The organism is Micromonospora sp. NPDC047620 (assembly GCF_043205005.1).
In the GTDB taxonomy this organism is placed as follows: Bacteria; Actinomycetota; Actinomycetes; order Mycobacteriales; family Micromonosporaceae; genus Micromonospora.
Map to the genome: position 1 here is coordinate 226940 of NZ_JBIDDG010000013.1, position 11347 is coordinate 238286.

12 protein-coding genes are annotated in these 11347 nt (G+C 69.7%); 9 read left to right on the forward strand and 3 right to left on the reverse strand.

Going from position 1 to position 11347, the window contains the following annotated elements:
• Positions 1 to 7: 7 nt before the first annotated feature.
• Entirely contained in the window at positions 8 to 1342 is a 1335-nt protein-coding gene (locus tag ACGF5C_RS18555; RefSeq protein ID WP_393303102.1) for a TrkH family potassium uptake protein, read from the reverse strand.
• Positions 1343 to 1485: 143 nt separating this feature from the next.
• Between ACGF5C_RS18555 and ACGF5C_RS18560 the strand changes: the two genes are divergently transcribed.
• Positions 1486 to 2610: a glycerophosphodiester phosphodiesterase gene (locus tag ACGF5C_RS18560; RefSeq protein ID WP_393303104.1), complete on the forward strand. Its 1125-nt coding sequence runs from the start codon at positions 1486 to 1488 to the stop codon at positions 2608 to 2610.
• 214 nt (positions 2611 to 2824) lie between these two features.
• Positions 2825 to 3583, forward strand: coding sequence for a DUF5131 family protein (locus ACGF5C_RS18565; protein WP_393303106.1), 759 nt, complete (start codon positions 2825 to 2827; stop codon positions 3581 to 3583).
• A 34-nt stretch (positions 3584 to 3617) separates the two neighbouring features.
• Here the strand turns inward: ACGF5C_RS18565 and tcmP are convergent, their stop codons facing one another.
• Together tcmP and ACGF5C_RS18575 are read right to left on the reverse strand one after the other, a co-directional pair.
• Positions 3618 to 4796: a three-Cys-motif partner protein TcmP gene (gene tcmP, locus ACGF5C_RS18570; protein ID WP_393303108.1), complete on the reverse strand. Its 1179-nt coding sequence runs from the start codon at positions 4794 to 4796 to the stop codon at positions 3618 to 3620.
• Between the two features lie 318 nt (positions 4797 to 5114).
• Positions 5115 to 5318 carry a GntR family transcriptional regulator gene (locus tag ACGF5C_RS18575; protein WP_393303110.1) on the reverse strand — a complete coding sequence of 68 codons (204 nt, stop codon included), beginning with the start codon at positions 5316 to 5318 and terminating at the stop codon, positions 5115 to 5117.
• A gap of 317 nt (positions 5319 to 5635) precedes the next feature.
• On the opposite strand from ACGF5C_RS18575, the gene ACGF5C_RS18580 reads away from it, so the two are divergent.
• The 7 genes from ACGF5C_RS18580 (at position 5636) to ACGF5C_RS18610 (ending at position 11181) form a co-directional block, all read left to right on the forward strand.
• The gene (locus ACGF5C_RS18580; RefSeq protein ID WP_393303112.1) at positions 5636 to 5938 is read left to right on the forward strand and encodes a DivIVA domain-containing protein; all 303 of its coding nucleotides are present in this window, start codon (positions 5636 to 5638) and stop codon (positions 5936 to 5938) included.
• Positions 5935 to 6189 (forward strand): hypothetical protein, encoded by a 255-nt coding sequence (locus tag ACGF5C_RS18585; protein ID WP_393303114.1) that lies wholly within the window; start codon positions 5935 to 5937, stop codon positions 6187 to 6189. The genes ACGF5C_RS18580 and ACGF5C_RS18585 overlap by 4 nt, the downstream gene beginning before the upstream one ends.
• A gap of 267 nt (positions 6190 to 6456) precedes the next feature.
• Positions 6457 to 7656, forward strand: coding sequence for a substrate-binding domain-containing protein (locus ACGF5C_RS18590; protein WP_393303116.1), 1200 nt, complete (start codon positions 6457 to 6459; stop codon positions 7654 to 7656).
• A gap of 6 nt (positions 7657 to 7662) precedes the next feature.
• On the forward strand, positions 7663 to 8406 hold the full coding sequence (locus ACGF5C_RS18595; RefSeq protein ID WP_357457389.1) for an ABC transporter ATP-binding protein: 744 nt from the start codon (positions 7663 to 7665) through the stop codon (positions 8404 to 8406).
• Positions 8406 to 9170: an ABC transporter ATP-binding protein gene (locus ACGF5C_RS18600; RefSeq protein WP_393303118.1), complete on the forward strand. Its 765-nt coding sequence runs from the start codon at positions 8406 to 8408 to the stop codon at positions 9168 to 9170. Before ACGF5C_RS18595 ends, ACGF5C_RS18600 begins: the two co-directional genes overlap by 1 nt.
• Positions 9170 to 10060, forward strand: coding sequence for a branched-chain amino acid ABC transporter permease (locus tag ACGF5C_RS18605; RefSeq protein WP_350707141.1), 891 nt, complete (start codon positions 9170 to 9172; stop codon positions 10058 to 10060). The genes ACGF5C_RS18600 and ACGF5C_RS18605 overlap by 1 nt, the downstream gene beginning before the upstream one ends.
• Positions 10057 to 11181 carry a branched-chain amino acid ABC transporter permease gene (locus ACGF5C_RS18610; protein WP_393303120.1) on the forward strand — a complete coding sequence of 375 codons (1125 nt, stop codon included), beginning with the start codon at positions 10057 to 10059 and terminating at the stop codon, positions 11179 to 11181. The genes ACGF5C_RS18605 and ACGF5C_RS18610 overlap by 4 nt, the downstream gene beginning before the upstream one ends.
• Positions 11182 to 11347 lie beyond the last annotated feature (166 nt).

Below are 11347 nucleotides of genomic sequence, written 5' to 3' on the forward strand. Positions count from 1 at the left end.
CGTGTTCCTAACCGACAATGGGTTGCTCCTCTGGGTAGCGGTATAGCCGCCGACGGGTGTTCAGGGCGATCGCCGATCCGAGGGTCAGCGGCCCGACCCGGCCGACGAACATGAGGACGATCAGGGCGAACTGGCCGGCCTCCGGAAGCGACGCGGCGACCCCCACGCTGAGGCCGGTGGTGGTGAGCGCGGAGGTCACCTCGAACAGCGCCGCGTTGAGGGGGATGCCCTCGGTGAGCAGGATCAGCGCCACCGTGCCGCCGGCCAACAGCGCAACGCTGATCAGCGCGACCGTGATCGCCTGGCGCTGGCTGGCGGTCGCTACCCGGCGGTGCCCGACCGTCACGTCCGGCTCGCCGCGCAGCTCGGCCCAGATGACGAAGGCGAGCAGGAAGAAGGTCGTCACCTTGATCCCGCCGGCGGTGCTGGCGCTGCCGCCGCCGATGAACATCAGCGCGATGACCAGCGGATAGCCCTCCTCCTCCAGGCCCTCGACGTCGACGACGTTGAACCCGCCCGTGCGGATGAACGCGTCCTGGGTGAACGCCACGAGGAGCTTGTCGGGCCAGGCGTAGAGACCCAGCGTGCTCGGGTTGGCCCACTCGATGGCCAGCAGGCCCAGGAAGCCCACCACCAGCAGCGTCAGGCTGCCCCAGACGGTGAGCTTGGTGGAGACCGCCCAGCCGCTGGGCTGCCGCCACTCCCGGGCCGCCTCGAACAGCGCCGGGAAGCCGAGCCCGCCGATGATGGTGCCGATCGCCAGCGGCAGGGTCACCCAGGCGTCGGTGGAGAAGCCGATCAGGTTGTCGGTGTAGAGGGCGAACCCGCCGTTGTTGAACGCCTGGACGGCGTGGAAGACGCTGTGCCAGAGGGCCCGGGCGAACGGGTAGTCGTAGGTGATCCAGAGCCGGGCCGTCAGGATCGCGGTGATCGCCGATTCGCAGACCAGCGCGAGGCCGGCGATGCGCAGCAGCAGCCGGCGCACGTCGCCGATGCCGAACTCGGCAGTCTCGGCCTGCACCAGCAGCCGGCTGCGCAGCCCCAGCCGCCGGGCCACCGCCAGGATCACCAGAGTGGCCCCGGTGACGATGCCGAGGCCGCCGACCTGCGTGAGCACGGTGATCATCACGAGCCCGAACTCGTTCCAGTAGTTCGGGGTGTCCACCACCGCCATGCCGGTCACCGACACCGCCGAGGTCGCGGTGAACAGGGCGGTCAGGAACGGGGTGTACTGGTGCTCGCTGGTGGCCCAGGGCAGCATCAGCAGCCCGGTGCCGAGCAGGATCGCCACCAGGAAGCCGAACGGCACGATCCGTACGGGGTGACGAAGAAGCCGGCGCACCAGACAATCTTCCTTTTCCATCGCCATCCGGGTGTCGAAACCGGCATGCCCAGGGTTCATCCGCCCGTCAGCCGCCGACCAACTGGCCGTCAATCCGGACAGGTCTGCTGAATCGGCTTCCTCGACGACGACAGGAGACGGCCTTGCGACGTACCCTTTCCGCCCTCGGTGTGGCCGGGGCCCTGCTCGCGGCCGCCGTGGCCGTGCCGACCGTGGCCGCCTCGGCCGCCCCGGCGCCCGCCGCCGAGCGGGCCAGGGCGACCGACCGCCCCCTCGTGATCGCCCACCGCGGCGCCAGCGGCTACCGGCCGGAGCACACCCTGGAGGCCTACCGGCTGGCGATCCGGCAGGGCGCGGACTACATCGAGCCGGACCTGGTCTCGACCCGCGACGGTGCGCTGGTCGCCCGGCACGAGAACGAGATCAGCGGTACGACCGACGTGGCCGCCCGCCCCGAGTTCGCCGCCCGCAAGGCCACGAAGACCATCGACGGCGTCCAGGTCACCGGCTGGTTCACCGAGGACTTCACCCTGGCCGAGCTGAAGACCCTGCGGGCCAAGGAGCGGCTGCCGCAGGTGCGCGTCGCCAACACCGCGTACGACGGCCGGTTCGAGGTGCCCACCCTCCAGGAGGTCATCGACCTGGCCCGCGCCGAGGGGCGGGTGCGGGGGCGCACGATCGGCGTCTACCCGGAGACCAAGCACCCGACCTACTTCGCGTCCATCGGGCTGCCGCTTGAGGAGCCGCTGGTCGAGGTGCTGCGGCGCAACAAGCTGACCCACCGGCACTCGCCGGTGATCATCCAGTCGTTCGAAACGGCCAACCTGCGCAAGCTGGACCGGATGATCGACGTCAAGCTCGCCCAGCTCATGGACGCCACCGGCCGCCCGTACGACTTCACCGTCGCCGGCGACGCCCGCACCTACCGGGATCTGGCCAAGCCGGCCGGTCTGAAGTGGATCGCCTCCTACGCCGACGGCGTCGGCGCGCACAAGAACCTGATCGTCCCGCGCGACGCCGCCGGCAAGCTGCTCGCCCCGACCACCCTGGTCGGGGACGCGCACCGGGAGCGGCTGATCGTGCACGCCTGGACGTTCCGGGCGGAGAACCAGTTCCTGCCGGCCGACTTCCGGATCGGCGCCGACCCGAACGCCCGCGGCGACATCCAGGCCGAGTACGAGCTGTTCCTCGGCCTCGGCCTGGACGGCGTCTTCGCCGACCACCCCGACACTGCCGTCGCCGCCCGCGAGGGTCTCGCCCGGCGCTGACCGACTCCGCCGCCCCGCCGCCGGCCCGTCACCCCTGTCCCCGGGTGACGGGCCGGCGCGCTTTCCGGCGTGCCCGTAGTGTGGGCAGTTGGCTGAGCCCGAGTGTTCGTTTGGCAGGTGGCCGGGCTGGGCCGATCGGCCGACACGCCGCGCAATCCTTCACTTCCGTACGGTTGTTCGACAGGATTGGCACTTCGAGCGAGGGGAGGGGTGTATGGCGGACAAGAGCGCTATCGAGTGGACAGAAGCAACGTGGAACCCGACGACCGGCTGCGACCGCATCTCCGCGGGCTGCGATAACTGCTATGCGATGACCCTCGCCAAGCGGCTGAAGGCCATGGGCTCATCGAAATACCAGACTGACGGTGATCCTCGCACCTCCGGCCTCGGCTTCGGGGTTGCCCTTCATCCAGATGCCCTGGATGTCCCCCGGCGTTGGCGCGAACCGCGGACGGTGTTCGTCAACTCGATGTCGGATCTGTTCCACGCGCGGATTCCGCTCGACTATGTGCAGCGGGTCTTCGCCGTGATGCGTGAGACGCCCCGACACACCTACCAGGTGCTTACCAAGCGCGCGGCGCGACTCGCGAAGCTTGCGCCTCAACTCGACTGGCCGTCGAACGTGTGGATGGGGGTCAGCGTCGAAGACGAGACCCAGCGTGCGCGGGTCGATCACCTCAGGGAGGTGCCGGCGGCTGTGCGCTTCATTTCAGCCGAGCCGCTGCTCGGTCCGCTGGCGGAACTCGATTTGGTTGGCGTCGACTGGCTGATCGCGGGTGGTGAATCCGGGCCGGGCTGCCGGCCGATGGATCCGGCATGGGTCAGCGACCTGCGGGATCAGTGCGAGCGGGCGGGTACGGCCTTCTTCTTCAAGCAATGGGGCGGCCGGACCCCGAAGGCTGGTGGTCGCCTGCTCGACGGCCGCACCTGGGACGAGATGCCAGTCCCGCGTGAGCTGGCTGCTGCCGTCTGAGTCCTCTACATTGCGTGGGCGGCGGCTTCTCGATCTAGGGCTGCCTCACCACATCCTTCCAGAAGTCACCGACACCTCGATGATCAATCAGGCCGCGTCCGTACAGGGACTTGACGGCCTGACGTGCGTGAGGAGTCCAGGCTTGTCCGAGCACCTCGTTGTAGACCTCAGGCACCCAGTCGGCGAGCCGCAGCTGCGCCCGTTCGCAGAGCAAATGAAGGATGTTGCCTTCGATGATTCGCGACCACTGGGAAGCCTTCTCCTTGATGTACTGCTCTCGAGGGAAGGGGGGACTGTCGCCGAAGAGGTTGGCTGCCCCGGCCTTGTCTTCACGTACCCGTGCCGTGAACCACGCCTCCTCCCAGTCGACTCCTGCATGCCCGAGTGCGTCGGCGAAATGCCAAGCGTCCTCGCTGTGCGTGGTGAACAGCATGAGTACGTACTTCGGTGCGAGTCCGGGGCGAGGTCGTACCGGCATGCGGATCGCACGGTAAGCCGTCCCTGAGGTCAGCCGCTTCTCGTACTCCTCGCCGACCCGTAGCGCAACCTGGGTGGCCCTCTCCTCGTCGCGTTCGTCCTCGACTCGGGCAAAGAAATCCTGCCACCAGTCGTCGCCGAGAAACTTGGTCAGCCGGTCGGCCGTCTTCTGCTCCGCTGGCGGCAGGGTGCCGCGCCGCTGTCGTGCTGCCTGAACTGCCCGTCCCATCCGGGCCACAGCGGAGACGCTGAAGTGCAGTAGTACTTCGGTTGGCGGGGGAGAAGGGCGTCCGAGCAACCCGGATCTGACCAGTTTGAAGTCCAGCGCGGGGCCGAAGGGATCGAGGAAGGCGAAGAGCGATGCACCTCGTGCGACTCTGAGTAGCTCAGGTAGGTGCTGGGCGACGTCCCCCTGCCGGAGTATCCGAGGTGTGCTGCCACCCTTCTCTTTGAGCACGTGGCTCAGGTTTGCGAAGCTCTCGGGGTCGCGCTCCACAAAGAAGAGGAGGACGTTGCGAAACGCCTTGACGTGGTCAGCGGCTCGTGAGAGCAGCAGGGGTGAGCCTTCCTCTCCTTCTTCCTCGTACTCACCTCGGCCGGCGTATCCGTCGAGGAAGACGACGGGGTTACCTCGCCCGGTCTTTGAGGCGAAGACCACGGGGTAGCGCTTCAGAATGCCGTGCTTGAGCACGGCGGCTGCCTTCCGGGACCTGAAGAAGTCTTCGTTGGCGGACATCGCGCCTTCCCACACGGGTCACCATGAGTGATGTGAAGGTAGCGTTACGCATGGATTCTTGCTGGCCCGAAACTTCCCTTCGCGGCATCTCGTCATAGGGGACGCCTTTGACCAGCTACGACGGTCTCGGATTCCACGATGACCTGTTGCGCGTGTCCTTGATCTGACACGCAGCGCGTGCCATCTCCTGAAGGTGTGGGTTGGGTTGCGCCTGTCGAGCTGATGTCGCAGACGATTTAGGTGCTCGGGATGACTGCTGGACGCTGTCGAGCTGCCCCGTCTGTGGGGGCAGCTCGACAGCGGAGTGGGATGGGGTGGCTACGTGGTGGGGCGCTCGGCCACGTAGGTGCCCCGGCCAGGCTGGCCGATGATCAGCTCGCGGTCGTGCAGCAGTGACATTGCCCGATAGGCAGTGTTCATGCTGACCCCATACTGGTCCGCGATCTGGCGTGTCGAGGGCAGCTTGGCACCAGGCTTCAGCTCGCCACTCTTGATCTTTGCGGCGAAGTCGTTGGCGATCACTTTGTAGGGCGCTGGCGCTGTGGGCATGACGAAGACTCCGGTTGGTTCGGCGACTCCGATCCTGCCCTACTTACTCAAGTAACTGCAACAAGTCGTGACGCGACGATGACGGAGGGCTCGACCAGCGCTAGATACTGGTGTAGGTTGCTGTATGTCCGGCTCCGGTTGGTTCGGCAAGCCTCGGGGTTCGGACCTCAAGAGGGCTCCGGGGTCGTACCGCCGACGAGGGCTGCGGCCGCGGGGCCGGCGGCCCGGTCCGCATCCCCTGTTTGTCGACCGGGCCGCCTTCCAGAGGACGCGACGCGAGGACGGTGGTCATGCGCAAGGTGCTGAACCTGTTCCGATCGGCCCGGCGCAGGCGGGTGACCCGGCCGCCGAACGGCGGCTGGTACCGGTCGGAGTCCTGCCGCCCGCTCACCGCCGGGCAGATCCGGGACCGCCGGTTCCGTTCGGTGCGGCGGGGGCTCGACCCGGTCGAGGTGCACGCGTTCCTGCACCGGGTGGCTGCCGAACTGGCCGCCGCCCGCCGGGACCTCGTCCTCACCGCCGAGGAGAACGCGCGGATCAAGCGGGCGCTGCGCAGTTGGCAGTCCCGGTTCGCACCGAGCGGGCGGCGGTGAGCCGGGAGCGGTTCGTGGTGCACCTGCCGGTGCTCGCCACCGACCTGCCCGCCGCGAAGCGGTTCGCTCGGGCGATCACCCGGGCGCTGGGCTTCCTTACCGACGTGGACCGTGGCGAGACCACCGTGTCCGCGGAGGACGCCCAGTTCGTACGCCATCGGGTCTTCTGCGACAGCCTGCTCGACGGCGGTCGCCGCTGCGGACGGGCGGCCGACCACGACGGCCCCTGCGTCCCGCCGGAGCGGCCGTGACGGGTTGCCCCGGTCGGCGGGGCGGCGTGAGGAATACGGCATTCGGTGGGTGTCGGTGGCGCGGGGCGACACAGGAGCGTTTCCATCGATGGTCCGCACGCCCATCGCGGACGTGCGCCGTCACTGCCGGGTCGTAGCCGTTGTAACTCTCGGCCACCCCACCCCTGTTACTTGTGTGTTTCGGCCACATAGCCCGTGGGTGACGTCACTTCTAGCGTGAGCCGTCACATGTAGTTCCCTACCTCCGAGTCCTCACGTGGAGTCGCAATGACGGTCCGGACGACGCGGCGGGTGTTCCTCTCCGCCGCCACCATGATGGCCGCGGCGCTCGCCGCCACGGCCTGTGGCAGCCCGCAGGAAACCGCCTCCGGCGGCGGTGACAGCGCCGCCCCGGTGAAGGTTGGCCTGGTGTACTCCCAGTCGGGAGCCCTCGCCAGCTACGGCAAGCAGTACATCGAGGGGTTCAAGGCCGGTCTCGACTATGCCACCAAGGGCACGAACAAGGTCGGCGACCGGACGATCGAGATCACCGAGGTCGACGACGCCGGTGACCCGGCGAAGGCGGTCTCCGCGGCCAAGGACCTGATCGGCAAGGGCAACAAGATCATCGCGGGCTCGACCGCGTCCGGCGTGGCGCTCCAGGTCGCCCCGATCGCCGCGCAGAACAAGGTCCTCTTCATCTCCGGGCCGGCCGCCACCGACGCGGTGACCGGCGCCAACAAGTACACGTTCCGCTCCGGGCGGCAGTCGTACCAGGACGTGGTGACCGCCAAGTCGTTCATCGGCGACCCGGCCGGCAAGAAGGTCGTGGTCTTCGCCCAGGACGGCGCCTTCGGCGACGCCAACGAGGCCGCCGTCAAGACCGTCATCGGCGGCGCGGGCGCGACCGTCAGCAGCGTCCGGGCCCCGGCGAGCGCCACCGAGTTCACCCCGTTCGCCAGCCAGATCAAGTCCGCCAAGCCGGACCTGCTCTTCGTCGCCTGGGCCGGCACCACCGCCCCGGCCATGTGGCAGACCCTCGACCAGCAGGGCGTCCTCTCCTCCACCACCGTCGTCACCGGCCTGGACATCCGCGCCTCGTGGCCGACCTTCGGCGCGGCCGGCGCCAAGATCTCCTTCCTGTCGCACTACTTCGACGGGGCCTCCGACAACGAGGCCGCCAAGGCGCTGAAGGCCAAGGTCGGCACCGTCGACCTGTTCCACCCGGACGGCTTCGCCGCCGCGCAGATGGTCGTCCGCGCCGCCTCCGAGGGTGGCGACGACGTCGAGAAGATGGTCAAGGCCCTGGAGGGCTGGAGCTTCGACGGGGTCAAGGGCAAGATGAGCATCCGCGCCGAGGACCACGCGCTGCTCCAGCCGATGTACCAGGCCAAGCTGACCGGCAGCGGCACCACGTTCACGGCCACCGCCCAGAAGGCGCTGACCGGGGACGAGACCGCGCCGCCGGCCGTGGCGATGAAGGGCTGACAACAGATGCTCGCCACCCGCGGTCTGACCTGGCGGATCGGTGAGGTCGCCATCGTCGACAGCGTCTACCTCGACCTGGCGCCCGGGGAGTTCCTCGGCGTCATCGGGCCGAACGGCGCCGGCAAGACCTCACTGTTCAACCTGATCACCGGCGTACGCCGGGCCACGGAAGGTCGGATCACCCTCGACGGGGAGGACATCGGCTCCCTCCCGCCGCACCGGCGGGCCCGCCTCGGGCTCGGCCGTACCTTCCAGGCATCCTCGGTCTTCGGTTCGCTCAGCGTGCGGGAGAACGTCCGGCTCGCCGTGCAGGCGCACCGCGGGGGCTCGATGAAGCTGTGGCGGCGGGCGGCGGCCGACCGTGAGGTCGCCGCCGCCGCCGACGCGGCGCTCGACCGGGTCGGCCTCGCCCACCGGGGCGAGGCCCTCGCCGGCACCCTCGCCCACGGCGAGAAGCGGAAGCTGGAGATCGCCCTGCTGCTCGCCGGGGAGCCCCGCGTCATGCTGCTCGACGAGCCGATGGCCGGCGTCAGCGCCGAGGACGTGCCCGAACTCGTCTCGGTGATCCGCTCGCTGACCGGCGACAGCGGCCGGTCCGTGCTCATGGTCGAGCACCACATGGACGTCATCCTGGAGCTGGCCGACCGGATCGCCGTGATGCACCACGGCGCGCTGCTCGCCTGCGACACCCCGGAGACGGTGATGGCCAACCCCACCGTGCAAGAGGCCTACCTGGGGGAGTCGCTCTGATGGAACCGATCCTCAGCGTGGAGAACCTGTCGGTCCGGATCGCCGGGCTGCACATCCTCCAGGGGGTGTCCTTCACGGTCGCCCCGACCGGCGTCACCGTCCTGCTCGGGCGCAACGGCGTCGGCAAGACGACCACGCTGCGCGCGATCGTCGGCCTCACGCCGCGCGGTGGCGAGGTCCGGGGCGCGATCCGGATGGGCGCGCAGAGCCTGCTGGCCCGGCCGACCCACCGGCTGATCCGAGGCGGGCTCGGCTACGTGCCGGAGGACCGCTGCGTGTTCGCCGGGCTCACCGTCACGGAGAACCTGCGGCTCGCCGAACGCCGCGGCACCACACCGGCGTACGACAAGGTCTACGCCCTCTTCCCCGAGCTGGACCGGCGCGGACGGCAACGGGCCGGCTCGCTCTCCGGCGGGCAGCAGCAGATGCTCGCGATCGGTCGCGTGCTGCTCAACGACAACCGGCTGCTGCTGATCGACGAGCCGACCAAGGGCCTGGCGCCGAAGGTGGTGACCGAGGTGGCCGAGGTGCTGGAACGGGTCGCCGAATCCGTGCCGGTGCTGCTGGTCGAGCAGAACCTGGCGGTGGTCCGGCGGCTCGCCCGGGACGCGGTCGTGCTGGCCGCCGGGCAGGTGGCCTGGACCGGCGACGCCCAGGAACTGCTGCTGGAGACCGCCCTGACCAAGTCGTTGCTGGGCGTGGGCTCGGCGGAGGGACACCACCCCGCCGGTACGCCGGCCGGTGCGCGGAAGGACCAGCACTGATGGACACCGTCATCCTGTTGGCGCTGACCGGGCTCGGCCTGGCGGCGCTCTACTTCCTGGTCGCCAGCGGGCTCTCCCTGGTCTTCGGCCTCGCCGACGTGCTCAACTTCGCGCACGGCGTCTTCCTCGGCGTCGGCGCGTACGGGACCTGGTGGGCGGCGCACAACCTGCCCGGCGCCGGCTCGGACGGCTTCGGCTTCGTGGTTGCCGTCGCCTTCGGGGTGGCCGCCGGCACGCTGGTGGCGATGCTGGTCGAGCTGGTGCTGATCCGGCCGCTCTACTCCCGCACCATCGAGCAGGTGCTGGTCACCGTCGGCCTCTCGCTGGCCGGCGTGGCCCTGCTCCAGGCCACCTGGGGCGCGGACGCCCGGCCGTTCCCGCGCCCCGAGTGGACCCGGCAGGTCACCTCGATCCTCGGCGCGAACGTGCCCAACGGCGGCCTGCTGCTGATCATCGCCGCGGTGCTGGTGCTCGGCGCGATCCTCGCCTTCCTCCGCTGGACCCGCTACGGCCTGATCATCCGGGCCGGCGTCGAGAACCGGGAGATGGTCACCGCGCTCGGCATCGACGTGCGTAAGGCGTTCACCCTCGTCTTCGCGATCGGCGGGGCCGCGGCGGCGCTGGCCGGCGCGCTCGGCGGCGTCTACTTCGGCACCGTCTCGCCCGGCCAGGGCAGCTCGCTGCTGATCTTCGCGTTCATCGTGGTGGTCATCGGCGGCATGGGCTCGGTGGTCGGCTCCGCGTACGCGGCCGTCGCCGTCGGGCTGACGCAACAGTTCGTCAACTACTACGGCACCTCCGGGCTGGGCGACATCTGCGTGGTCGCGCTGCTGGCCGTGGTGCTGCTGCTGCGCCCGCAGGGCATCGCCGGAAAGGTGGCAACGGCATGACCGAGGTCAAGAGCCCCGAGGTCCCGGCTCCGCCCGCGGCGGTGCCCGACGAACTGGACCCGCGCCGGGGACGCTGGCACGGGCTGCGCCCGTTCCTGCCGTTGGTCGCGCTGGTGGTCGCGCTGATCCTGCCGTACTCCACGCTGCACCTGCCGGGCATCTTCGAGGGGGCGCTCAACTCCCCGGGCACCCTCCAACTGCTCGCCGTCTGCCTCGTGTTCGGCGGCCTGGCCGCCGGGTACGACCTGCTGTTTGGCCGCACCGGGATGCTGTCCTTCGGGCACGCCCTCTACTTCGCCGCCGGCGTCTACGGCACCGACATCCTGATCACCAAGGCGGGGCTGCCGCTGTGGCAGGCGGCGCTGCTGGCGATCACCGGCGGGTCGATCCTCGCCGCGCTCCTCGGCGCGGTGGCGCTGCGCACCGTCGGCATCGCGTTCGCCATGGTGACGCTGGCCTTCGCCCAGGTCGGGGCGATCCTGGTGGCCCGCGACTTCGGCGGGCTGACCGGTGGCGAGGAGGGCCTGCCGCTGGACGTCTCCGGGCTGCCGCAGGGGCTGGTCGGCGTCACCAACACGGTCAACCTCTACTGGCTGGCGCTGGCGTACCTGGTCGTGGTGGTCTTCGTGGTGCACCGGGTCTCGGGCTCGCCGACGGGGCGAGTGCTCGCCGGCCTGCGCGACGACGAGCGGCGCATCGGGGTGCTCGGGCTCGACCCGTACCGGTTCAAGCTGGTGGCGTTCACCCTGGCGGGTGGGCTGGCGGCGGCCGGCGGCGTGGTCTACGTCCTGATCGTCGGCGGCGCCTCGCCGCACATCACCTCCTCCGAGTGGACCCTGGCGCTGCTGGTCATGGTGGTGCTCGGCGGGCCGGGCACCCGGTGGGGCCCGGTGATCGGCGGCATCCTCTACATGTACCTGGACCACCGCCTGGTCGCGTTCGGCACCTCCGACGCGGTGGAGGCGCTGCCCGGGTTCCTGAGCGGCCCGCTGTCGCAGCCGCTGTTCGTGCTCGGCACGGTCTTCATCCTGGCCGTCTACTTCTTCCCCGGCGGCCTGGCCAGCCTCGCCCCCCGCGTGGCACTCCTGCGCCACTCGCTCCGCCGCCCCCCTCGCCCCTGACCCCCCCCGCTCGGCCCATCCGCCCACCCGGACAGACCCGTTGATCATGAAGTTGTTGTCGCGACACGCCGGGCGGTTTCTAGGGTTCAGTGCAACTGATCTTGGTTGTGCTGGGGGGTGTTGGTGGCCGCGCCGGGTGTGTTGACGTTTGGGCATCGTCAGGTGT